This is a genomic window from Cytobacillus solani, assembly GCF_006704205.1.
GTDB lineage: Bacteria > Bacillota > Bacilli > Bacillales > Cytobacillaceae > Cytobacillus > Cytobacillus solani.
Genome location: NZ_CP041305.1, coordinates 4,080,309 through 4,102,620, shown reverse-complemented (window position 1 = coordinate 4,102,620; position 22,312 = coordinate 4,080,309). Strand labels below are relative to the sequence as shown.

The window sequence follows — 22,312 nt, the reverse complement described above, 5'->3', positions numbered from 1 at the left end:
CTATAATTATTGTAAAACCTCTGCTTCAACTGCAGCAATTGCGTCATGAAGAATATCAATCATTTTGGCCATCTCTTCCTTAGAAATAATTAAAGGAGGAGCAAATACAACTGTATCCTGCCCATCGAAAACAACCGATCGGCAAATAAGTCCTCGTTTAGCCGCTTCCGTCACAACTAAAGGCGCAACAGGATTTTGGAACTTTTCATTTGTATTGCGATCCTTTACTAATTCTAAACCGCCCATTAGCCCTAGACCTTTTACCTTGCCAATGATTTTTCGTTCTCCTTCTATCCATTGAAAGCCTTTATGCATCTCAGCTCCCATTTTTTCAGCATTTGCAATTAAACCTTCTTCCTCAATTAATTCTATATTCTTTAATGCAACCGCACAAGCCATTGGGTGCCCGCTGTACGTGTATCCATGCAAAAGAGTACCTGTCGAAAGTTCCATATAATCTTGATGAATAGTCTCCGATAGCATTACACCGCCTAATTGGGCATACCCACTCGTTATTCCCTTTGCAAAGCACATCATATCAGGTACTACACCATAATGTTCAATCCCAAAGTATTTTCCTGTCCGACCAAACCCTGTAATTACTTCATCTGTAATCAATAGAATGCCATATTCATTACAAATGCTTTTAACTTCTTTAAAATAGTCGTCAGGGGCAACATGGAGTCCACCTGCTCCTTGTATCGGCTCAGCAATAAAAGCGGCAATTGTTTCAGGTCCTTCCGCTTCAATAACTCTCCGTAAGTCTTCACTCGAAAAGTGATCCGCATAGCAAAAATCTGGATCAAAAGCGTTTGTAAACTCACGAAACGGCTTTAAACCAGTCGCGTTTGTTGAACCCATCGCAACGCCATGATAGGACTTCGTTCGAGAAATAATTTTCTTTCGATTGGGCTGCCCTTTTAATATCCAATAATGCCGCGCTAATTTATATGCCGTATCGTTTGCCTCGGAACCGCCAGAAGTAAAAAACGTGGCATTTAAATTTCCCGGAGCAATTTCTGCAAGTTTTGCAGCTAATCGAATCGCTGGCTCATTGCTAAACGTCGCAAAACACGAAGAGAATGCAAGCTTTGACATTTGTTCCATCGCCACTTTTCCTAATTCCTCTCTCCCGTGACCAACATTCACATTCCATAATGAGGACATTCCATCAATAACCGTATTTCCGAGGATATCTGTAAGCATGACACCTTTTCCCTCAGTAAAAATAAAAGAGGGTCCTTGATCCTGCTGTTGTTTAATCGGAGAGGTCGGATGAAGAAAATATTTCTTATCTAACTCCATTAATTCCTGCACACTGTTTTTAACTTTTTCCATGATTGATTCCTCCTGAAATAATAGTTTTATACTTATATAGGTTTTAGATGCATTTTTTATGCCATTTTTTAATAATTCTTCTAGTGCCCCCATGCTGTTCTATCAAAAAACAAAAAGTAACTACTCTATAAAATGATGAAATTCCTCAGAAATTAAAAAGGCCGAACATGCTGTATGCATGTCCGGTCTGAATTATTTTTATTCAAATAATGGGCTTACCGCTTTTTGATTATGAATCCGATCAATTGCTTCTACAAGTAATGGAGCGACAGATAACACTGTCATTTTATCAATCCGTTTTTCTTCAGGCACTCTAATCGTATTTGTTATCACTAATTCTTCAATGGATGAGGACTTAATACGATCGATTGCTGGTCCTGATAGCACCGCATGTGTGCAGCAAGCATAAACCGCTTTTGCCCCATTTTCGATCAATGCGTTTGCACCAGTCGTAATGGTGCCAGCTGTATCAATTAAATCATCGACAATAATGGCGTTTTTCCCTTCAATATTTCCGATAATGTGCATGATTTCTGTTTCATCATGTTCCGGACGCCGACGATCAATCAGGGCAAGGGGCACATTTAAGATATTAGCTATCTTTCTGGCACGAACTACTCCCCCATTATGCGGGGCAACAATAACAAGATCTGTTAATGACTTTTTCTTAAAATAATCCGCAAGAATGGGAATCCCAGTTAAATGATCCACCGGTATGTCAAAAAATCCTTGAGCTTGCGGTGAATGGAAATCTATCGTTAAAATTCTAGAAGCTCCAGCCGTCTCCAAAAGGTTGGCAATGAGCCTCGCTGTGATCGGCTCCCGAGAACGGGCTTTTCGATCCTGACGGGCATAGCTGAAATAAGGCATGACAACATTTATCATCTTTGCTGAAGCTCTTTTCAAGGCATCAATCATAATAAGGAGCTCCATGATATATTCATTAGTCGGCTCTGATGTAGATTGCACTAAAAAAACTTCACTTCCGCGAACACTTTCTTCAATATGAATTTGCAGCTCCCCATCACTAAATTGTGTACTTGAGCTTTTCCCAAGTTCACAGCCTAAAAGCTGCGCCATTTCTTCAGCGACCCCTCGATTCGAATTAAGTGCAAACATTTTGAAATTCTTCTTAAGTATGTATGACACTATTTTTCCTCCAAGCCTATTTGCAATAATTTTTTTTCCTTATCCTATTTTACATGAAATGGGCTCCTCAAGAAACTATATTAGGCTTTTCCATTTATCACAAATGTTCATCATATATTCTTAAGAAATTTCTATTTAATTCAACTTCAGTTATGATTAACCTGCGCTTTAAATCTCTGGTACGCAATACATATTCTTTTACTCCGATAAATTCAGATTCAGCAACTACATAAAATTTAGTCCCTCTCTCATAGCTTTTAAATTCATTAATTAAACGATATCTCTTCATTACTCATCCTCTAGTTAAAATTATTTACTACTAAAAAGATATCTTAAAATCTTTTAAGTTGCTAGCCTGAGCCTTTATGTTGCTCCTCCTGATTCTATTTGCAGTGTTCAAATTGTTTCTTTACCAGCTTCAAAAAGTTGCCATCCTCCTAGAATTTCCTTTCAAAAATTTTGGACAATGACTCAATCACTCTTAAAACAAACAACTATCAATCAATGCCTTATTTGCCAGTTTGTCTACCCAATCAATAGGGATCTGTTCATATCCGTACATGATGCCTGCAAGACCTCCAGCTACTGCGGCTACAGTGTCTGTATCTTCACCAAGATTCACAGCTTTCAACACACAATCTTTATAATTATTTGTTGTACAAACACACCAAAGAGCTGCTTCCAATGTATCTATGACATAGCCAGATGACTTGATCTCAGATACGGAGAGCTCTGACAGCTTCCCCATTCTTTCAAACGGTTCTTTCCATGGACCGCTCGAAAGAATGGATTGAATCGCTTCTCCCTGTGATAATTGCTTTGCTATTTTCACATAAATGACACATGCTTCTTTCGATAAGTAGTGGGCATGGGTAAGGCTGGATACATTCATAATTTCACTCTCTTCACATTGAATAAAAGTGAGGGGTAATATTCGCATGAGCGAGCCATTCCCATTTGAAAAAATGTCAGTTTGACCACATTTTACTGGGTTTGAACCTAGTTGATATTGTTCAAGGGCAGCAGCGGTTGTATTTCCATTATCGAATCGCTCACAGTGGGCTGTATAGTCCGCTTTTGAATACCATCGAGCGAATTTATCCATCATATCGTCTAAATGAATGGTTGCACCATGTACTTTAAGGGAATCGCAAGTTGCTAAAAGCATAGAGGTATCATCTGACCATGTCCCGGCTATCTGATTCCAAGTCCCATACCCAACCATATCCGTACATTGAAACGACCCTCTTCTTTGAAATTCAAAAGGCACCCCCAATGCATCGCCTACTGCAAATCCATAAACAGCATCTTTTAACATTCTCATCTCATCCCCTGCACCTTTATATTTCCTTAAATGTTCTGCGTATCAGCTCTACCGATTTTTCCAAACGTTCTTGATACGTTCCGCCAATGCTAACAAAATTAACCCCATTTTCCTTCAACAATTCCTTCAAGCGGTGATTATTATCTTCACGCACCTTTTTATCCCCATGTACTCTTAATCCATCATCGACCCATTTAACATCAGGCTCTAGATATAGGCATAGATCATATTTTTGAATCTGAGCGATTTCATCTAGGACCGTTTGATGTTTTTGATTGTACAGCTCAGAGTAAAATTGAGTAACTACTGCTTCGGTGTCAATAAAGACAATTTTATTTGCATTCCTAATCGCTTCATATTCTTTCAGTTTATGGCCGTACGCAATCATCGGGTAATCTTCCTCTAAAATAATCCCATCACAGCCCCCTAACATTTCGCAATATTCTCTTCCGTACTCTTTGACATAGGTTGTGTTATAGATAAGTGCTAGATTTCTAGTTAGAGTGGATTTCCCGCAGCTTTCCGTCCCTAAAATAACAACCTTTTTAATAAAATAGGGTTTGGCCACCTCAGGAATATAATCCCAATATGCAAACACTCCTTTTTCCCGAATCTTGGTTGCTGAAATGGGGACCTGCTCTCTATTTTCATCAATTAATATGTGTTTTGCTTCAGGATACAGTTCCTTAAAAGTAGGTGCGTATTCGATCTCAGAACTGAAAACAACATCGATTTTTCTCCCAATCGCTTCCCGAATTTTTAAGGATCCTTCCTTCCAATTATAATCATCATTGCCTTCCTGGTCCTCTACTTCCACGACCTTTACATTGTCCATTTCCTTTGTCAATTGAGAGAGCCAGCGCAGCCTAATGTGACATGGGATGGAGGATAGACTGCTTCCAGCGCATAATTCCTGATCCCTTTTTTCACTGTGTGAAAGTACAACATATAACTCATCTACCATCGTGGAAGCTTTTATGATTGAATACACATGGCCTTGATGCAATGGCAGAAATTTACCTCCAAAGAATCCAACCTTTTTCATTTACATCCGTTCTCCCTTCTGTTTCTTATAAACTTTAGACCAGTTGTAATATCCGTATACACTGTTTATTAGAAACGCTGACCACATCACAAGCATGGATACATCGTTGCCACCTTGTACGATCAATGCCTTCAGCCAGAGTACAATCGATAACACGTTTACAGCGATCCAGAATAACCATTGTTGTGTGTATCGTTTTAACATGAGGATTTGAGCAATGACAGATAAGGTTGTGGTAGCAGAATCAATCCATACCACATTTCCTCCTAGTTGTTTCAAGAAGAGCGCATACAGTATAAAGATTGCCAGAAATGACACGATCGTTCCGATCCATCCTCTTTTCGTTAACACATTGATTTGAATATCTTCCCCTTTTATTTTGCGGTCAGTTGTATGCCGCTTCCATAAATAAATACCGACAAATTGGAGCGGGAAATAAAACAGAGCATTGAGCATCACCTCACCATAAAGACCATAACCGTAAGCGATGTAGGCATAGGTTCCTGTTTGGATAATGCCAAAATAATAGTTACTCACTTTCCCTTTCGCAACTAACACTACACACAACATGCCAGAAATGGAGGTGATCAGACCAAGAATCGTATCATCCCAAGCAAAAAACAAGTAAATATTGATTAGCGTAAAGGTTAAAAGCCATATCCTTTCAAAAACAGTCCAATCTTTCATGATCTTCATTTTCATCCCTCCAAATCAATCGTCAATTAACAATTTGTTAATTGTAATATCCAAAAAAATTAATATTTTGCATTGTATATGGAAACATATGGCTCATAATCATTAAAACGATACAGCTGTGCTTTATTTTTAGACCAGCGATTGGTCTTTTGCGGTTCTCCATCCTTTACGACTTTTTCGATAAAAGGTAAAGACGGTGCTTTACGGAAAAATTGGGCATCAAGTTTAAGCCAGGGCTCATCCATAACAGTTAACAAGACCCCTTGCAGTTCCGAAAGAACAAATTGTTTTGGTAAAAAATTTTTCGCAACTGTAGTTAAGGATAAATCCTTCTTAATGAACCATAAGGCTTCTTCAATAATATTTCTGTGATCGAAAGCCAAGTCCAGCTTAAACACTTCGTCCATAGTGAAAAGTTCTACCTCCGCTGCATCATCTGCCGCTCTCCTATTAACTAGCTTATTTTCTGGAACAATCGCATAGTGGGCATTTGATATAATCCATCCCCGTTTATCACGGCCAAATTGATCGTACACACCAAAATGCTTGATTTTTAACCCTGTGATTCCTGTTTCCTCACTTAATTCTCTACCTGCCGCATCATATGCGGTTTCTTCCGGTTTTATAAAACCGCCCGGCAATGCCCATTTTCCCCCTTCTATATTGAGGTCGCCTTCTTTTGTTTTCTCAGTTCTTTTAATCAACATAATTTTTAATGTTTTTTCAGGCGGCTTATATGGACCAACTTCGGTTGAAATAATTGTGAATACGGCAATATCACTCGTATATCCGTCAGGTGTTCGATAGTTGCTTACATCATAATTAGGGAAAATAGTATCACTCATCTGCTTCACACCTTTTATTTTTTAATTAACAATTCGTTAATTGTTATTAAAATAATAACATAACATTTATTTGCTGTCACTAGCTGAAATTACCTAATTTTAACGAATTCCCTTTAAAATTTTCCTAATAGAATGACGCCTATCGATTCAACTAATGATCTCTTTAAATATGGGGATACGCATGCTATAATTAAAAACTTAGGATAATTACGAATTTAGAACGGAGCCAGAGTAGCCTCCGCCTAGTGATAAAATCTGGAGGGGTAAGAAAAATGAATAAGCGATGGACAATCGATAAAATTAAAGAATTTGTTGAGAAGAATTCGGAAAGTAAGTTGCTAACGACAGAATATCTCGGCTTTTCTCAAAAGCTACTATTTAAATGTGCATGTGGCAGCAATTTCGAAAAAACATTTACGAAATTTAAAAATAATCATCAACGGAAATGTGATGTGTGCCAGCCGCCAAAAACATCAAGATAAACAAAGTGCCAATTTCTATTAATAGAAATTGGCACTTTGTTTATCGAAGTATAGAATGAATATTAAAACAAATAAGTTTGTTAGTATCATTAATTACTCATTGCTATAGATTATCGATACCAGTCTGCCTGCTCCATATTTACAAAAGGAATATCCGTTTCTACCATCCCCTCTATCCGCTTAAAAGGGAGGTCTTCTTTATTTAACCAGTTAGAAAAGTCAATTTTTGTTGGTTCTTGATTTCCACCTAGTGCAATCCAAGCTTCCAATTCTTGTGGAAAATAAGCAGAAGTATGAATTGTTCCTGCCCAGCTTCCATAAAGTTTGGAAAAAATCCCTCTATCAGTGTCGTTTAATAGCTGGAATGCCTCATATCCACTTAACGGATATCCTTGGTGATCTTCAATTATTTGCAATCTCTTTTTTGAATCATCAAGGACATGACGATTTTCTTCCGTCATGATTTTGAAATGATTCGTGCAAGAATTTCCCTGTCGCACCTCTACTCTTCTAGGCGAAGTCTCCACAATAAACGGTAGCTCCCCTCTTGAATCGTATAATACATAGCTAAAAGAACCACGATGTGGAATCTCTTTCAATAAATCAACCGCTTCTTCGGTATTTGCGCACAATTCGAGAATAAGCCTGCCGATCATGTGACAAACAAAGCCATCGCCCGGACGTTTCCTATTCATAAAGGTATAACCCATAATTAGACCTTTTTCATTCATCCCATCACATCTTCCTGTGATTTTCTGACTCAAGCCAATCGTCGCATATCCCTTATCTATTGGTTGGAAAATGACGCATCGGCCGTCGTACGTTTTGGGATGATAATCATAATTGCGAATCATATAATGGTCACCCACATAAATAGAACACCCAGAAGGATTAAAATTTACTCTGTACCCGCCAAATTCCTGCAATACCCTTTCCATTGGCCATCCCAAAGCATCCCGCAATCCTAGCAGCTCATCCCAAATCATGGGTGCCAGCCTCTGGAATACTCGTTCAGTTTCTTCAAGATTAATCTTAAAGAGCGGTTTTCTTACTTTCCATTGCCGCTCCCTATTCTTGATCAATAATGAATCTTTAAGCCCTTCTCCTTGAAAAAGACCAAAATCATAATGTGTGCCACGAAATGGTATGACATCTGCAAATACTTTTTTCATGATTAAATCCTCCATTTTCTACATTACATCTAGGATACGCGGATTGAGTATAAAAATAAAGAAAAGGGGAGTTAATCTGCATTCTTTCCTTTATCCTTCAAGTTCAAAACCATTAATAAAATACTCAATCGTTTCAAGCTCATCTTCATTTAAATCTCGTTTAATATGTGCCTGATAAGCACTCACAATCTCTTCTTTTCGCCCTGCAAATTGTTCAGTTAACCTTGCGATTCCCCTCAACAAATTGGCTTCTTGCTGATACTCTTGCTTAGATACTGGCTTCCAATGAGAGAGAATATAGGTTTCCGCATCAAATTGGTCGATCATATCTAATAGCTGTAGTGTCCTTTTCACAGTGTGATTTCTTTTACTAGAATAAAGGTTAGCGTATATTGCATCTGCTAAAAACAATATTTTTTCTTCCTTTACATAAACAATGACAGAGTCTTGAGCATGATCTCCGCCAACATGCTGAAGCTGGCAAGTGACTCCTCCAAGATCGATCTCCATCTTCGTTTCGAAAGTTATCTCTGGAAGTGTGATTGTAATATTCCTTTCTCTTCCATACTCTTCTTTAATGGCATTTGCGCAAAATTCTATCTCCACACCAGACTGAACTCGCTCATCCAAGGCAGCATCAGTCCATTCAAACGTGACCAGCTTTTCAAGCTCAGCTTTTGTTCGTCTAGAAGAAACTGAAATCATGTCTAAACCGGATAATCCAAAAGTATGATCCCAATGCCAATGAGTAAGTACTACTATACTCGGGACCGGAATATTATTCTTTTCTAACTCACTAAGAAAATATTTCGCATGGTCTTCTGAATTGCCAGCATCGATCATTAATGAGCGTTTATCCCCAATAACTACTCCCAAAATAGGTCGATCCGTCTTGGATACGGGTGTTTGATACCAAAACCGGTCACTGATTTTCTCAAATGTTTGCATGTTTATTCCACCTACTCACTTATATTCTTTGGCTAGCCATAATAAAACTTTATCCATATTAGAATACTAAACTATCAGTCACCCTGAAAGAAAAATATAGACCTGTAATTTCCACGAACAAATAAAAAACAACCAAGAATTTCTTGGCTGTATTCCAGATGTTTCACTTTAAATTCTTTTTACCTGTATGATCATTTGGAGAATCACCAGTTCCATTCTTACTCTTACTATTCGGTGTACCAAATATTTGATTATCTTTAGTCACCTTAGCGCCCTCTAGAAAATTATCCTTTGTTTTCATTTTTCCCATCTCCTAATATGTTTTTAATTCTTCCTCGCTATGCTAACTTTTATATTATCTGTTTGGAAAATAGGAAATATACAATATTTTTCAAATGCTGTTGTTTGCTTTTTCAAGTACTTTAAGTATAATAAAAATATAGAACAGTCATATAATAAAAAATGACCGCCAGTGCTGGTTACACTGAACGGTCGATGCAATAGCCAGGTCCCTTAAGGGGATCAGCAGATTAAAAAAGTAATCCATCTCTCTTGCTGGGCGAGCTCAAGGGTGGATTACTTTTTCTGTGTTAAAGCGATGATCGATACAATCAAACTTGCAAACGCAATCATGATCATGATTGTCTGAAAGATCGACATAGGCAGCACCCCCTTTCACTAGGGAATGCTAACCACCCTTGAGTCTCCTATACTATTGCTATTATAATTATAGCACAACAAGAACGTTTGTTCTAATAGTTATTTGATTTGTCTGAAAAATGGATATATTTTCTTATATTTATATATGAAGGCCTTTAGTTTTACCTATAAAGGAAGAATATTAACTTTCTACTCCTTCACTTTCCCATCTAGCTATCTCTTCAAGAACTAAAGGCGCCACTTCTTTCCCTAACAACTCAATGGCCCCCATGACTTCCTCATGCGGCATTGTTCCAACTGGTACATGAAGCATGAAACGAGTAATCCCTACATTCTTTCGTAAGTATATGATTTTTTCTGCTACGGTTTGCGGATCACCAACGTATAAGGCACCCTCTATGCTGCGGGCATCATCGAAACTAGAACGAGTATACGATCCCCAGCCACGCTCTCTCCCTAATGTATTCATTACATACTGAGTGGAAGGGAAAAATTTATTTGCTGCTGTTTCCGTATCTTCAGCAATAAACCCGTGTGAATGAGAAGCAACAGTTAGCTTTGATAAATCATGTCCAGCATGGGCTGCTGCTCTTTTATATAGCTTTACAAGTGCGGCAAACTGGAGAGGACGGCCGCCAATTATAGCAAGTACGAGCGGAAGACCTAATATTCCAGCACGAACCAACAGACTCTGAATTTCCGCCGCTTCCAATCCATACGGGAAGCGGGTCCTGAACCGGACGTGGATACACACCAAGATTTTTAATGGCTGGTCGATGTCCGCCTTTCCAATTCACCTTCTCAGACGCCACAATTTTTAACAACAATTCAAGCTTCTCTTCGAACAACTCGTCATAGTCATTTAAATCATAGCCAAACAATGGAAACGATTCGATAAAAGAGCCCCTTCCTGCCATGATTTCTGCACGACCATTTGAGATGGCATCAACGGTTGCAAAATCCTGAAATACTCGAACTGGATCAGCTGAAGATAGGACAGTTACTGCACTCGTAAGTCTGATCTTCTCTGTACGAGACGCAGCTGCAGCTAGGATGACAGCAGGTGATGATGCGGCATAATCGATGCGGTGATGTTCACCTACTCCAAACACATCCAAGCCAACCCTATCTGCTAGGACAATCTCTTCCACAACCTCACGAATACGCTGTGCGTGACTAATGACATCACCTGTTTTAACATCTGGTGTTGTTTCGACAAATGTGCTTATTCCAATTTCCATTTGAATTTCTCCTTCTGAAACTATTTACTTTTTTATACCAAAGGTTAGCATACTTAACTGATTAATCTAGTATAATTTATACGTAAATAAAGTACTTACTTAATAGTGTTGTTTTAATTTATTTTTAGCAAGAAAAAAGCATTTATAACAACATTCATCCATTACTATAAACTTAGGGTTTAATATTTAGAGAATTTATATTGGAAAGGAGCAATACTATGAATTTTAATATGAAAGACGCAATTGAGGTTTTGGAAAGAACCCCACAAACATTAACGTATTTTTTAACTGGTTTATCAGATGGATGGCTGCATTGTAATGAGGGCGAAGAAACGTGGAATGCTATTGAAGTCGTTGAACATCTCATTGAGGGAGAGAAAAATAATTGGATACAAAGATTAGAATTGATCATTTCTGATGATAGTCATAAAACCTTTCCCCCATATGATCGGTTTGCACATTTAAATAATAATACCGAAGTTGCGTTAGAACAAAAGCTGCAGGAATTTAACACTTTAAGATCACAAAATATTTCGAAACTAAAAAGTTTGATAGACCCTGAAAAGCACCTTGAATTATCGGGTACACACCCCGTATTTGGTTCAGTGAAGTTAAGAGAAGTGATTTCCACTTGGGTTGCTCATGATTTAACCCATATCGCACAAATCGTACGAGTCATGGCAAAAAGGTACACAAAAGATGTTGGTCCTTGGATAGAATATTTAAGTATATTAAAAAAAAGAGAGCCGAAATGAAAAAGATCAATCCCCTTGATTAGGTTTATCTGGAGAGATTGATCTTTTTTGCCGGAATCGGGGCCAGTTAGATGATTTTTATGATTTCATGAATTAGCATAGCTTTCAATTATTCCTCTTCATACGCCTTCATTAATGCGTTCATATCAATTTTTTTCTCCGTTTGAAGGAGTGCTTTCATCACTTTTTCTGTTTTTTCAGGACTGGGATCACTTAACAATTGATTCAGATTAGAAGGAACGATTTGCCAAGAGACACCGTATTTATCTTTCAGCCAGCCGCATACTTGTGCTTTTTCGTCTCCTTCTTCAGAGAGGTTGTTCCAATAATAGTCAATTTCTTCCTGGGTTTCACAGTTAACAATAAAAGAAATTGCTTCATTGAATTTGAATTGTGGTCCTCCATTTAATGCGACAAAGGTTTGTCCCTCTAATTCAAATTCTACAGTCATAGCGGTGCCTTCAGTTATTCCATCTATATTATGTCTTTCTTTCCCATAACGGATGATTCTCTCTATTTTGGAATGATTAAAAATAGTCGTGTAAAATTCCGCCGCTTCTTCAGCCTGTGTATCAAACCATAGGTTCGCAGAGATTTTCTGGATTTTATTTTCCAAAAGTATGCCCTCCATTTTAAAAACTTAAATAATCATCATTATCAATAAATAGAACCCCTTATTAAGTTCCGCAAAAAGTTCGGTATGGGCGATCAGACGGTAAAGGCTGTGTACAATATTCTGCTTGTTTTTCTGTGTGCGCATATGGTTTTGATAGAACTTCAAGAAGACGTTCCATGACACTATAATCTCCCTCATCTACTGCGGCATCCAATGCTTCCTCCACACGGTGATTACGAGGAATCACTGCTGGATTAGAATCCCGCATCAATTGTTTAGAGGATTCTATTGATTCCTGCTGCCTTTGCAGTCTTGCCTTCCACAACTCTACCCATTGACTAAATTCATCCTTGCCAAATAAAACTAAATCCTCATGCCTATCAAATGTTAAGGAACGGAATGTATTAGTAAAGTCTGCTTGATATATCTCCATCATTTTAAGAAGGTCTTTAACTAGGTCTTCATCTTGCTCTTCCGTATTAAAGATTCCTAGTTTTGCTCTCATTCCTGCTAGCCAGTTTGCTTGATATAATTCAGTAAATTGTCCTATCGCATCCTGCGCCATTTCAAGAGCCTTTTCCTCATTTTCATGCAAAAGCGGTAAAAGGGTTTCAGCTAATCGTGCGAGATTCCATGAAGCGATATACGGCTGGTTGCCATAAGCATAGCGCCCTCTTGTATCGATTGAACTGAATACCGTTGCAGGATTATACGTATCCATGAAAGCACATGGGCCATAATCAATCGTTTCCCCGCAAATGCTCATATTATCAGTGTTCATCACCCCATGAATAAAACCTACTAGCTGCCACTTGGCAACCAGCTTTGCCTGACGGTTGATCACTTCCTTTAGAAGGGAAAGGTAACGTTTATCACTTGAATCAATTTCCGAAAAATGGCGATCAATTGTATAATCTGCAAGAATCTTAAGATTTTCCTCTGCGCTCAATTTTGAAGCGTATTGAAAAGTTCCAACCCGAATATGGCTGGCTGCCACTCTCGTTAGAATAGCACCCGGTAAATAGGTTTCACGAATAATGGACTCACCTGTTGTTACCACTGCCAAACTGCGGGTAGTTGGGATTCCAAGCCCGTACATAGCCTCACTAATAATGTATTCTCTAAGCATAGGTGCAAGTGCAGCACGGCCATCCCCTCCTCGGGAATATGGTGTTCTGCCTGAACCCTTGAGCTGAATATCGTACCGTTCACCATTAGGAGTAATCTGCTCTCCTATTAGGATAGCTCGCCCATCCCCTAACATGTTAAAATGACCAAATTGATGACCCGCATATGCTTGTGCAAGTGGTGAGGCACTTTTAGGAAACTGATTTCCGGCAAACACAGAAACGTTTTCTTCTGATTGTAGTTCCTGTAAATCGAGCCCTAATGATGCTGCTAATGAACCATTAAGAATGACGAGCTTTGGTTCATGAACAGGATTTGGACTCATGCTAGAGTAAAATGAATTCGGCAGCCTAGCATAACTATTATCAAAATTCCAGCCAGCTTCATTTAATTTATATTGTTCTTCCATTGGAATGAACTCACATCCTCTTTCAATTTTCATTTCCATTTATTATACCCTTCTATGTAAAAGATGACCCCTTTCTATATTATAAAAAAAGGACTTCAACTGACTGAAGCCCCATACCCATTTCCTCATCTATATTTGAATAGAATCTTCTGTTAAAAGTTTCGTTAATAATTTCTCAAATTTGTTTGGACTGATTATTTCGTGGGTAATGAATTCTCCGTTATAAAATAACCCAAACGTTGTCCAAATGGTTGGTGAGTTTTGTGCTTCTTCTCTAGATGTAATCTGGAAAGATTTAAAAGTTACATTTTTATTCTCCGCTACTTTTCTTAACTCATCTATGATACCAACTGCAAATGGGCATTGGGCAGTGTAATAAATGGCTATCCCTTTATCATCTGATACTGTCTTTAATTGTTTGCTAAATGATGGGATCACACCTTGGTCATTCCATTTTAATGCCATTAATTGAAAATATGGTTCTCCTCGGTCAACTGTCTCAAACCCCATATGTTCTAAGAACGTTTTATCACTTAAATACGGGTATTTTTTCTGGCCAACGATATGTACAATCCCATCCATTCCACGATTCATTGCATCTTCTTTGCATTCACTTAACAATTGCTTTGCATACCCATTATTTTTATACTTGCCCGAAACCCACAAACAGTTAATATACATGTAATTTTGTGCTTGTATAGGAACCCATGCCATTTCAGCTGGCAAATATTCAATAAATACTTTTGCACGTTCATCTAGTCGACTAAATACTAGCCCCTCATCCATTCGTTCTCTTAGCCACTTTTTCTTTTCTTTTACTGCATGTTCATATTGTTTTGCCCCTAAGGCACAGCAGATGTGTTCGGTTTCAATTGTACTTTTCGTTATTTGAATGATTCCCATTTCCTCACCTCCAAATTCGAATAAAGATTCATAAGTTTACATTGCTTTCTTCAAACATTTTTCTGATTGCTGTTGCTACTTCACTTCGTTTAAAGAACGATCATGTAATTGGAATGGCTGCTTACACCAACTCATAACCAACCCCGCACCACATCTAGGACATTTCTTGGGTTCATTAGAACCTTACTCCTTGAAGTTAATGTTTTATTACAATTATAACGTGAACAAATTATTTTTTATATATTGAATGTTAAAGTAACCTGCTTGATTAATAAAAAATAAAAAGACCTTCATGATCGTTAGAAAACATGAAGATCTCTGCATACTAAAATTCAATTGAACGAAAATCATATGGGTCTATTTTCTTCAACATAGCAAGCTCATGATTAGTTGGAGAAGCCGTATATTTGATCTCATCATATATCAGATCAAAACCAGTATTGTCCCTTACTTCTTCTAGACTTGATGTCGGATGGATGCTTTCAAGATGCAGTTTTCCTTTGCGATATTCAAAAATACAAAGAGGAGTGACGATTTTCCACAAATTCCCTCTTGTTGTTGTAAAGTCAACCTTCTCTACAAACGTCCTTTTGTCATGCTTGACTCTCCAAATGATTGCTTTTTTGGCAGTGGGAATAAGAACTGCACTGCCTGCCCCGCCAGGGAGTCTAACTTTAGGTTTATGATAATCACCAATAACCGATGCATTCACATTCCCATTCAAATCGAATTGGATTCCTCCAAGAAATGCAACATCTAGCTTTCCACGCATAGAAAGGTCAAATACTTCTTCTAAAGGAAAATATGCCTCAGCTGTACCCAATAAATCAGCACCTGCAGATGAATAGGATGCATGTTTGATTGAACTTGGATTTACACCGCCAGGAATGTTTAAATGTACTAAATCTGGTGCATGCATCGATTTAGCTAACTTCATAGCAACCATTGGCAAATGAGAGGAGACTCCGTGAAAGACGGTTTCATTGTCTTGAAGCATATTGGAAATACAGCATGTCATGATGTCACTAACCCTATATCCTTCAGTCCTCATAGTCGTCTTCCCATCCTCTCTCCTAAGTAATCTTTTGTTTCATACGCTTTCAAGTAGGCCCTAATCTCATCCTTACTACTCATTTTTATAAATGCTGCAACCGATTTATCATCGACTTCATACTTTTTGTAACATGAGGCAGGAGCTGCTCCATTCGGAACATGAACAATAGAGTGAACCAAAAATCCTGGAATATCTATTCGTTCTGCATTTAATTTGATCCTGCTCACTGGAACGATTTGTTCAGTTGTAATAATGACTTTATTTGCAGCTCGGCTTAAGAGTATATCTTCAAATTTAGGTCCATAAATGATTGCATTCCCATTTTCATCGCACTCTTGTACATGAATAATCGCAACATCAGGGACAATTGATTTTACAAGGGTAATTGGTTCTCCACTAAACGGATCCTCTACAACTACAAAATAATCATTCTTAACTAATAGATCACCAGCATTTAGCCCCTTCACAGGCATAAAGGGCACATTCATCGAAGCTCCTCTGAGGGCGCAAATGACCGTATAGCAAGCATGTTCGTTTCCTTTAATTTTTCCTGATTGTACCCCTTGGCGATAATGGTTAGCTAATCCATATTTCGTCTCATAGCTGACAAATCCTGCATCTACTGATTCCACGCAATCCATGGCACATAATAAATCGATATCCTGAGCTCCCGCCGTTTTCACTAGCTTTAGAGATTTTTTATTTTGCCGAGCTATTTCTCGAACGGCTGCCATTGGTGCACGATGAAGAACATTTCCTCCGAATGAAATTGTATCCCCATCATAAATGAGGTTCACCGCATCCTTTAAGCTTTTAACCTTTTTCATATTGGCCACCTCCATCTTTCAGGTGTCATTTTAGTAGTCTATTTTTAATTTTTAAAAAGCAATGTATTACTTTACCGCATTACAAGCGATATGAACTGCATCCCATACACCCGCAAATGGAGGCGCATACACTAAATCAGTCATACCTAATTCATCAGCAGTCATTTGATTATGAATAGCAACAGCAAATATATCGATTCGGAGGACTGCTCCCTTATTTCCTATTGCTTGAGCACCAAGTATCCTTCTTGATCTCTTTTCGCAGATTAGCTTAATCCATATCGGGGTTTGATTTGGGTAATAGCTTGGATGGTCAGCACTTTTCACAAAAACAGTTGTGTAGTCTATTGCTAATTTCTTGGCTTCTTCTTCTGATAGACCCGTTCGTCCCATTTCTAAGTCACATACTTTGATCGCTGCACTGCCAAGTGTCCCAACATATTTATTATGCTGTCCTGCTATATTTGAACCAGCGATTCGTCCACACTTATTGGCATTAGTTCCAAGAGGAATATGTGTATTTTCCTCCATTACTTTATGATAGACCTGTGCACAATCCCCAGCAGAATACACATCTCGAATATTCGTTCTCATCTCTCTATCAATAATGACTGCACCGTTTTCGCTTATAGCAATGCCAGAACCTTCTAAAAACTTTGTTGCTGGCTTAACACCTATAGATAGGAGGACTAGATCAGCTTGATAGGTACCCTTATCTGTTTGTACAGCCTCAACTTGTTCCGAACCAATAAAGGCTTCAACCTTTTCTTCGAGATTTAACTCAACCCCATGTTTAACTAACTCTTCTTCGGCAAGATCAGTCAATTCCTTATCAAACGTTTTCAATATCCTGTCTGAAAGCTCGATCACTCTGACTCTTTTCCCCTGTCTAATCATCGCTTCAACCACTTCAATTCCGATATATCCGCCGCCGACAATTACTACATCTTGAATCCCGGGCTGCTCTGTAATTTCCTTTAAGCGAATGCCATCTTCTAAGGTTTTCAACCCGTATATATTCTTCATACCGACACCTGGAAATGGCGGTATTATAGGGACTGTTCCAGTAGCAATCATCAGTTTGTCATAGGTATCAATAAAAAGCTTGTTCTTGACAAGATCCTTTATCATCACCTGTTTCTTTTCAGGTACAACCTTAACAACCTCGTGCTTAAGAAAAATCTCCATACCCATTTCCTCAAATTGTTCCTTTGTTCTGGCAATCATTTTTGTATAATCATCGTTTTCTCCCGATACATAGTAAGGGAGTCCACATGCACCATAAGACAAAAATTTGCCTTTTTCATAAACAACAATTTGCGCGTCTTTATTTAATCTTTTAAGTTTAGAGGCAGCAGACATACCGGCTGCTACCCCTCCAATGACTAATAACTTCATATGTTCGCATCTCCTACGGTCAATTTGCACTCTCTACGTTTCCAAAATGATCGATTTTTACATCTCTTGGGTCCGTGTAGGCGAATACGTCAGGATCACTAACAGCTAGGACCTTGGTTTATTATTCATTTTTACTATCTATATTACTCATAGTAATAGCCGGTTTCTCATCAATGAGTCCCACAACAAGAGCATCAATAGGCGTTTCTTTAATTAAGGCATGTTGAGCAGCTTGTCCTCTAGCAACTAAAACGAGTTCTCCTTCTCCTGCTCCAAGTTCATCCGCTGCAACAAAGCAGTCATCCTTACTGCCAAAGCAAGGCTGAATAACTAAAAGCTTGAATCCTTGCAAGCTATCATATTTTCTTGTAGAAACCACCCTGCTAATTACCTCGCCGATAATCATCCTTGTGAACCTCCATTAATCAGCTATTATTTTTAGCCACTCATTTCCTTTTAAATCAAAAGCATTCGCATCATCCGTATCAATATGCATGTCCAATGCATAACGATCGTTCACTCTGATTGTTACCTGCCCCATCACACCGCCTTTTGCTCCTTCAATAAGGACAGACACCCTTTGCTTGTCCTTTACTGCAAATTCATCCGCATCTTTTGGAGTCATATGAATGTGCCGGTCAGCAATAATACATCCCTCTTGAATGGAGATGGAACCTTTTGGACCAATCAATGTAATACTTGCAGAGCCTGCAATATTCCCAGAATTTCTTACAGGCGGGGCTACGCCTATTTTTCTTGCATCTGTACGTGATATTTCTACTTGGGTATGTTTTCTTAAAGGGCCAAGCACACGAACATTCTCGATTGTTCCTTTTGGGCCTTTTAAAGTTACTTTTTCATTGCATGCAAATTGGCCAGGCTGGGATATTTCTTTATATTTTGTTAGTTCATGTCCTTTGCCAAATAATAACTCAACATGCTCTTGTTGAAGATGAAGATGTCTTGCCGAAATGCTTACCGGCACATGAGTTCTTCTCTCCCTTTCGATCAGTCGATGACTTTCAAGCTCTCTTACTACTAATCTAGTAATGTTTTCGATCAGTTCAGATTGATTCGTGTTATTCAAAGTTCATCACCAGCTTACTTTAAAAACGGAAGTAATTTTTCAACATCTGCATGTGGTCTTGGAATAACATGAACCGCTACCAGTTCACCTACTCTTTGTGCCGCCTCTGCACCAACTTCAGTTGCAGCTTTAACTGCTCCAACTTCACCTTGAACGATTACAGACACTAATCCAGAACCAATTTTTTCACTGCCGACAATCTCAACATTTGCTGCTTTAAGCATGGCATCCGCTGCTTCAATTGCTGCTGTTAATCCTTTTGTTTCAATGATTCCTAAAGATTTGCTCATTTTAAATCCTCCTAATGTTTGTTTTTTGTTTTCTTTCTACTAGTAATTTATTTTAAACTTGGTAGCAATTTAGAGACATCCCCATGTGGTCTTGGAATAACATGAACTGCAACAAGTTCTCCAACTCTTCCAGCTGCTTCAGCTCCAACCTCTGTTGCAGCTTTTACCGCACCAACATCACCTTGAATAATAACAGAAACTAGCCCTGAACCAATTTTTTCACTGCCAACAATTTCAACATTTGCTGCCTTAAGCATGGCATCTGCTGCCTCAATCGCTGCTGTTAAACCTCTTGTTTCAATAATTCCTAAAGATCCATTCATGATAATATCCTCCAAATCAAATTTTTATTATTTTTTAGCTGTCTTTTTTTTACCTTTTGAATTTTCTGTTTTCACAGATTCTAATTCAGTGTCCTCCACTACCATATTTGGTTGTGAAGAAACAATGTATTTCATAATTTCTGAATGAGGATTGGAAATGACAAGCGCCATTTTCAAAGGGTTATTTGCTTTATGTTCTGCTGCTTGCTTAGCTGCTTGAACAGCTACATCCACATCAGAAAAACTTCCGCCAACAATCAAAGTAACAAGTCTACCACCTAAGTAATTTTCACTTGCAAGCAATTCTACATCTGAAGACTTACACATCTGATCCAACAATTCCATTGCGACGGTAAAATACTGTGTTTCAACTACCCCTAATGCTTCGTAATTTTTCATTCTTTCTCACCCTTTTCTTCGGGATCAAGCAGTCTTTCAAGACCCGGGTAAGGTCTCGCTATTACCTTCATTGCTATTACTTCACCATGTCGATGAGCTATTTCTGCCCCAAGTTCTAAAGCTTCCTTAACAGAGGCAAGATCTCCCTTGATAATGATCGTAATCATTCCTGAGCCGGTACGCTTCATATCATGAAGTTCAACAAAAGCCGATTTAACCATAGCATCTATACAAGCTGTAGCTGTTACAAAGCCAATGACTTCGATTAGACCGAAAGATCGATACATTCCCCTACACCTCTTTACTTGCGTTTTACTTTTCCAATTGTAAGTAACTTCGCTATTTCTTCCATTGAAGAAGGGATTAGATGAGTAAGAATATCTCCTTCACCGATATATTTCCTTGCCTCGTATTCTGCGACCTCAAGAGCTACTTTTACATCGGAGATTTCCCCGCTAAATTTCACCTGTACGACAACAGGAATGGCAGCTTGGTCACCGTTTTTGGGATTATTTACATCAATTCCTTCAATCGTTACATTTGCTGCTTTACAGGCTTTATCCATTGAAGCAAGTGCGATACTATAGCCTTGAACCTCTAAAAAACCAACTGCTTTTGACAATATGCTCACCTACCCTATGATTCGGAATCCACCTTCTGCTAGTACACATCTTCTTTGTCTTGTAAATGTCTTTGCGGATGTTATTCCTTCACCCGTAGGACCCGCAATTGTCATGGTTGTATGTCCCTCTCCTCCGAATCCTACACCCGCCAAGGAAGAAGCATTCTTGACAAATATGGTCGTTTCGATTGCTCTAGCAAACTTAGTTAAATGATCCACATTTTTTGAATGCATAATAGCTGTGTGTCTATTTCCATGTTCCGCTAGAAGTGCCATTTCTATAGCTTCATCAAGATTCCCGACTCTAACGATAGGGAAGACTGGCATCATTTGTTCTAGCTGGACAAACGGATGATCAAAATCCACTTCACAAATTAATAGCTTAATATCTTCTTCGTGAGCTATTCCTAATTGTCGAAGAAAAGAAACTGCATCCTTGCCAACCCAATCTTTCGAAACATGGTATTCACGTTTATTATCAAGTGAACATCCACCCGCTTCTTGATGAACATTTTCTTCAAGTGCAAAACTCATTAATTTTGATAGCTGCTGCTGATCAAGCATGTATGCGCCTTCATTTAACATATGGAAAATTAAATCATCTGCTACGGAGTCAATAACAAATAATTCTTTTTCCGCGATACATAAAAGGTTATTATCAAATGATGCACCTTCGATAATACTCTTGGCAGCTTGTTTTAGGTCAGCAGTTTCATCCACAATGACTGGCGGATTTCCAGCTCCTGCACCAATTGCCTTCTTCCCTGACTTTAATAAAGTCTTGACCATTCCAGGTCCGCCAGTGCCGACTAGCAATTTAACTTTTGGACTTTCTATGATTCTATTGAGAGTTTCTAATGTTGGGTCTTTAACCATCGATACTAGATTCTCTGGACCACCAGTATCTTTTATTGCTTGATTAATAAGGTTCACAACAAACGCACAGGATACTTTAGAAGACGGATGAACGTTTAAAACAACTGCATTGCCGGCTGCTAATAAACTAATCGAATTATTAATGATTGTTTCAGTTGGATTCGTTACTGGTGTTACTGCACCCACTAATCCAAATGGAGCCTGTTCTATAATTGTTAAGCCCTCATCTCCTGAAAAAGCAGCTGTAGTTATATCTTCTGTGCCTGGCGTCTTGCGGGCAACAAGTTCATGCTTCGCAATCTTATCTTCGTAACGGCCTAGCTTCGTTTCTTCAAAAACCATTTGAGCTAGTTTTTCCTTATTTTCAATAACAGCTTCCCTAATGGCAGTGATTATTTTTTCTCTATCTTTTAGTTGGAACTGTTTAACATAGTTCAATTGCGCTATGTAACCTGCTTCGATTGCATCCTCTATACGATCAAAAACACCATTAGCACCTGATTCATGAACCTGATGTGGTAGTTCTGCCGGATTTATTTGTTGCGATAATGGCAGAACTCTCTCCATCTGTATTGGTTTCGGTGTATTTGTATTGTCATTGGAATGAAGTACTTGATGTCCTGAATTCTGTTCGGATACAGATTCTATATTTTGCAGAACAGATTGGATAATTTTCTGAATATCCTGCTCCGACATATTTACTCCCATTGTTCCTCCTCCTTATA

At 38.5% G+C, this 22,312-nt stretch carries 27 protein-coding genes and 1 pseudogene; 2 read left to right on the top strand and 26 right to left on the bottom strand.

The window, feature by feature from the left end:
* Positions 1–6: 6 nt before the first annotated feature.
* The 7 genes from FI644_RS20590 to FI644_RS20560 all read right to left on the bottom strand — a co-directional run bounded on the left by FI644_RS20590 (position 7) and on the right by FI644_RS20560 (position 6,397).
* Positions 7–1,338, bottom strand: a complete 1,332-nt coding sequence (locus FI644_RS20590) for an aminotransferase family protein (RefSeq protein WP_142108785.1) — start codon at positions 1,336–1,338, stop codon at positions 7–9.
* Positions 1,339–1,536: 198 nt separating this feature from the next.
* Positions 1,537–2,490, bottom strand: coding sequence for a ribose-phosphate diphosphokinase (locus tag FI644_RS20585; protein ID WP_379999311.1), 954 nt, complete (start codon positions 2,488–2,490; stop codon positions 1,537–1,539).
* A 94-nt stretch (positions 2,491–2,584) separates the two neighbouring features.
* Positions 2,585–2,776, bottom strand: coding sequence for a hypothetical protein (locus FI644_RS20580; RefSeq protein WP_053476374.1), 192 nt, complete (start codon positions 2,774–2,776; stop codon positions 2,585–2,587).
* Positions 2,777–2,968: 192 nt separating this feature from the next.
* Positions 2,969–3,811, bottom strand: a complete 843-nt coding sequence (locus FI644_RS20575) for an ADP-ribosylglycohydrolase family protein (RefSeq protein ID WP_142108784.1) — start codon at positions 3,809–3,811, stop codon at positions 2,969–2,971.
* Positions 3,812–3,827: 16 nt separating this feature from the next.
* Positions 3,828–4,856 carry a multifunctional transcriptional regulator/nicotinamide-nucleotide adenylyltransferase/ribosylnicotinamide kinase NadR gene (gene nadR, locus FI644_RS20570; RefSeq protein ID WP_142108783.1) on the bottom strand — a complete coding sequence of 343 codons (1,029 nt, stop codon included), beginning with the start codon at positions 4,854–4,856 and terminating at the stop codon, positions 3,828–3,830.
* Positions 4,857–5,552, bottom strand: coding sequence for a nicotinamide riboside transporter PnuC (gene pnuC, locus FI644_RS20565; RefSeq protein WP_053476377.1), 696 nt, complete (start codon positions 5,550–5,552; stop codon positions 4,857–4,859).
* A gap of 59 nt (positions 5,553–5,611) precedes the next feature.
* The gene (locus FI644_RS20560) at positions 5,612–6,397 is read right to left on the bottom strand and encodes an NUDIX domain-containing protein (RefSeq protein ID WP_053476378.1); all 786 of its coding nucleotides are present in this window, start codon (positions 6,395–6,397) and stop codon (positions 5,612–5,614) included.
* Positions 6,398–6,669: 272 nt separating this feature from the next.
* On the opposite strand from FI644_RS20560, the gene FI644_RS20555 reads away from it, so the two are divergent.
* The gene (locus FI644_RS20555; RefSeq protein ID WP_053476379.1) at positions 6,670–6,879 is read left to right on the top strand and encodes a hypothetical protein; all 210 of its coding nucleotides are present in this window, start codon (positions 6,670–6,672) and stop codon (positions 6,877–6,879) included.
* A gap of 110 nt (positions 6,880–6,989) precedes the next feature.
* Here the strand turns inward: FI644_RS20555 and FI644_RS20550 are convergent, their stop codons facing one another.
* From FI644_RS20550 to FI644_RS20540, 5 genes and pseudogenes are all read right to left on the bottom strand, one after another.
* On the bottom strand, positions 6,990–8,051 hold the full coding sequence (locus tag FI644_RS20550; RefSeq protein ID WP_053476380.1) for a C45 family autoproteolytic acyltransferase/hydrolase: 1,062 nt from the start codon (positions 8,049–8,051) through the stop codon (positions 6,990–6,992).
* A gap of 90 nt (positions 8,052–8,141) precedes the next feature.
* The gene (locus tag FI644_RS20545) at positions 8,142–8,999 is read right to left on the bottom strand and encodes an MBL fold metallo-hydrolase (RefSeq protein ID WP_053476381.1); all 858 of its coding nucleotides are present in this window, start codon (positions 8,997–8,999) and stop codon (positions 8,142–8,144) included.
* Positions 9,000–9,162: 163 nt separating this feature from the next.
* The gene (locus tag FI644_RS26455; protein WP_172797645.1) at positions 9,163–9,300 is read right to left on the bottom strand and encodes a hypothetical protein; all 138 of its coding nucleotides are present in this window, start codon (positions 9,298–9,300) and stop codon (positions 9,163–9,165) included.
* A 275-nt stretch (positions 9,301–9,575) separates the two neighbouring features.
* Positions 9,576–9,632 (bottom strand): hypothetical protein, encoded by a 57-nt coding sequence (locus FI644_RS27405; protein ID WP_369692297.1) that lies wholly within the window; start codon positions 9,630–9,632, stop codon positions 9,576–9,578.
* A gap of 208 nt (positions 9,633–9,840) precedes the next feature.
* A pseudogene (locus tag FI644_RS20540) lies at positions 9,841–10,900 on the bottom strand (LLM class flavin-dependent oxidoreductase).
* 218 nt (positions 10,901–11,118) lie between these two features.
* Here FI644_RS20540 and FI644_RS20535 point away from each other — a divergent pair.
* Positions 11,119–11,655 carry a DinB family protein gene (locus FI644_RS20535; protein WP_142108782.1) on the top strand — a complete coding sequence of 179 codons (537 nt, stop codon included), beginning with the start codon at positions 11,119–11,121 and terminating at the stop codon, positions 11,653–11,655.
* Between the two features lie 109 nt (positions 11,656–11,764).
* Here FI644_RS20535 and FI644_RS20530 read toward each other — a convergent pair whose 3' ends face one another.
* From FI644_RS20530 to FI644_RS20465, 14 genes are all read right to left on the bottom strand, one after another.
* A complete protein-coding gene (locus FI644_RS20530; RefSeq protein ID WP_142108781.1) occupies positions 11,765–12,271 on the bottom strand; it encodes a VOC family protein in 507 nt (168 codons plus the stop codon).
* Between the two features lie 61 nt (positions 12,272–12,332).
* Entirely contained in the window at positions 12,333–13,808 is a 1,476-nt protein-coding gene (locus FI644_RS20525) for a protein adenylyltransferase SelO (protein ID WP_142109074.1), read from the bottom strand.
* 129 nt (positions 13,809–13,937) lie between these two features.
* Positions 13,938–14,711 carry a GNAT family N-acetyltransferase gene (locus tag FI644_RS20520; RefSeq protein ID WP_142108780.1) on the bottom strand — a complete coding sequence of 258 codons (774 nt, stop codon included), beginning with the start codon at positions 14,709–14,711 and terminating at the stop codon, positions 13,938–13,940.
* Positions 14,712–15,036: 325 nt separating this feature from the next.
* On the bottom strand, positions 15,037–15,762 hold the full coding sequence (locus FI644_RS20515) for a CoA-transferase subunit beta (protein ID WP_053476386.1): 726 nt from the start codon (positions 15,760–15,762) through the stop codon (positions 15,037–15,039).
* Positions 15,759–16,592, bottom strand: coding sequence for a CoA transferase subunit A (locus tag FI644_RS20510; RefSeq protein ID WP_142108779.1), 834 nt, complete (start codon positions 16,590–16,592; stop codon positions 15,759–15,761). Before FI644_RS20510 ends, FI644_RS20515 begins: the two co-directional genes overlap by 4 nt.
* A 66-nt stretch (positions 16,593–16,658) precedes the next feature.
* Positions 16,659–17,990 carry a CoA-disulfide reductase gene (locus FI644_RS20505; protein WP_142108778.1) on the bottom strand — a complete coding sequence of 444 codons (1,332 nt, stop codon included), beginning with the start codon at positions 17,988–17,990 and terminating at the stop codon, positions 16,659–16,661.
* Between the two features lie 121 nt (positions 17,991–18,111).
* Positions 18,112–18,396: a EutN/CcmL family microcompartment protein gene (locus FI644_RS20500; RefSeq protein WP_053476389.1), complete on the bottom strand. Its 285-nt coding sequence runs from the start codon at positions 18,394–18,396 to the stop codon at positions 18,112–18,114.
* Between the two features lie 15 nt (positions 18,397–18,411).
* Entirely contained in the window at positions 18,412–19,077 is a 666-nt protein-coding gene (pduL, locus tag FI644_RS20495; protein WP_082446605.1) for a phosphate propanoyltransferase, read from the bottom strand.
* A 14-nt stretch (positions 19,078–19,091) separates the two neighbouring features.
* Positions 19,092–19,367, bottom strand: a complete 276-nt coding sequence (locus FI644_RS20490) for a BMC domain-containing protein (RefSeq protein ID WP_053476390.1) — start codon at positions 19,365–19,367, stop codon at positions 19,092–19,094.
* A 47-nt stretch (positions 19,368–19,414) separates the two neighbouring features.
* Positions 19,415–19,690 carry a BMC domain-containing protein gene (locus FI644_RS20485; RefSeq protein ID WP_053476391.1) on the bottom strand — a complete coding sequence of 92 codons (276 nt, stop codon included), beginning with the start codon at positions 19,688–19,690 and terminating at the stop codon, positions 19,415–19,417.
* A 27-nt stretch (positions 19,691–19,717) separates the two neighbouring features.
* A complete protein-coding gene (locus FI644_RS20480) occupies positions 19,718–20,089 on the bottom strand; it encodes a BMC domain-containing protein (protein ID WP_075209162.1) in 372 nt (123 codons plus the stop codon).
* Complete coding sequence (locus tag FI644_RS20475; RefSeq protein WP_053476392.1) at positions 20,086–20,376, bottom strand: BMC domain-containing protein; 291 nt, start codon at positions 20,374–20,376, stop codon at positions 20,086–20,088. Before FI644_RS20475 ends, FI644_RS20480 begins: the two co-directional genes overlap by 4 nt.
* A 14-nt stretch (positions 20,377–20,390) precedes the next feature.
* Complete coding sequence (locus FI644_RS20470) at positions 20,391–20,720, bottom strand: BMC domain-containing protein (RefSeq protein ID WP_231690086.1); 330 nt, start codon at positions 20,718–20,720, stop codon at positions 20,391–20,393.
* Positions 20,721–22,295: an aldehyde dehydrogenase family protein gene (locus FI644_RS20465; RefSeq protein WP_142108777.1), complete on the bottom strand. Its 1,575-nt coding sequence runs from the start codon at positions 22,293–22,295 to the stop codon at positions 20,721–20,723. It abuts the gene before it with no gap.
* Positions 22,296–22,312 lie beyond the last annotated feature (17 nt).

Bases quoted from the DNA above. Each gene is read 5' to 3' on its own strand.
- FI644_RS20590 (WP_142108785.1), bottom strand. From the start codon at position 1,338: ATGGAAAAAGTTAAAAACAGTGTGCAGGAATTAATGGAGTTAGATAAG.
- FI644_RS20580 (WP_053476374.1), bottom strand. From the start codon at position 2,776: ATGAAGAGATATCGTTTAATTAATGAATTTAAAAGCTATGAGAGAGGG.
- FI644_RS20575 (WP_142108784.1), bottom strand. From the start codon at position 3,811: ATGAGAATGTTAAAAGATGCTGTTTATGGATTTGCAGTAGGCGATGCA.
- nadR (WP_142108783.1), bottom strand. From the start codon at position 4,856: ATGAAAAAGGTTGGATTCTTTGGAGGTAAATTTCTGCCATTGCATCAA.
- pnuC (WP_053476377.1), bottom strand. From the start codon at position 5,552: ATGAAGATCATGAAAGATTGGACTGTTTTTGAAAGGATATGGCTTTTA.
- FI644_RS20560 (WP_053476378.1), bottom strand. From the start codon at position 6,397: ATGAGTGATACTATTTTCCCTAATTATGATGTAAGCAACTATCGAACA.
- FI644_RS20555 (WP_053476379.1), top strand. From the start codon at position 6,670: ATGAATAAGCGATGGACAATCGATAAAATTAAAGAATTTGTTGAGAAG.
- FI644_RS20550 (WP_053476380.1), bottom strand. From the start codon at position 8,051: ATGAAAAAAGTATTTGCAGATGTCATACCATTTCGTGGCACACATTAT.
- FI644_RS20545 (WP_053476381.1), bottom strand. From the start codon at position 8,999: ATGCAAACATTTGAGAAAATCAGTGACCGGTTTTGGTATCAAACACCC.
- FI644_RS26455 (WP_172797645.1), bottom strand. From the start codon at position 9,300: ATGAAAACAAAGGATAATTTTCTAGAGGGCGCTAAGGTGACTAAAGAT.
- FI644_RS20535 (WP_142108782.1), top strand. From the start codon at position 11,119: ATGAATTTTAATATGAAAGACGCAATTGAGGTTTTGGAAAGAACCCCA.
- FI644_RS20525 (WP_142109074.1), bottom strand. From the start codon at position 13,808: ATGGAAGAACAATATAAATTAAATGAAGCTGGCTGGAATTTTGATAAT.
- FI644_RS20520 (WP_142108780.1), bottom strand. From the start codon at position 14,711: ATGGGAATCATTCAAATAACGAAAAGTACAATTGAAACCGAACACATC.
- FI644_RS20515 (WP_053476386.1), bottom strand. From the start codon at position 15,762: ATGAGGACTGAAGGATATAGGGTTAGTGACATCATGACATGCTGTATT.
- FI644_RS20510 (WP_142108779.1), bottom strand. From the start codon at position 16,592: ATGAAAAAGGTTAAAAGCTTAAAGGATGCGGTGAACCTCATTTATGAT.
- FI644_RS20505 (WP_142108778.1), bottom strand. From the start codon at position 17,990: ATGAAGTTATTAGTCATTGGAGGGGTAGCAGCCGGTATGTCTGCTGCC.
- FI644_RS20500 (WP_053476389.1), bottom strand. From the start codon at position 18,396: ATGATTATCGGCGAGGTAATTAGCAGGGTGGTTTCTACAAGAAAATAT.
- FI644_RS20490 (WP_053476390.1), bottom strand. From the start codon at position 19,367: ATGAGCAAATCTTTAGGAATCATTGAAACAAAAGGATTAACAGCAGCA.
- FI644_RS20485 (WP_053476391.1), bottom strand. From the start codon at position 19,690: ATGAATGGATCTTTAGGAATTATTGAAACAAGAGGTTTAACAGCAGCG.
- FI644_RS20480 (WP_075209162.1), bottom strand. From the start codon at position 20,089: ATGAAAAATTACGAAGCATTAGGGGTAGTTGAAACACAGTATTTTACC.
- FI644_RS20475 (WP_053476392.1), bottom strand. From the start codon at position 20,376: ATGTATCGATCTTTCGGTCTAATCGAAGTCATTGGCTTTGTAACAGCT.
- FI644_RS20465 (WP_142108777.1), bottom strand. From the start codon at position 22,295: ATGGGAGTAAATATGTCGGAGCAGGATATTCAGAAAATTATCCAATCT.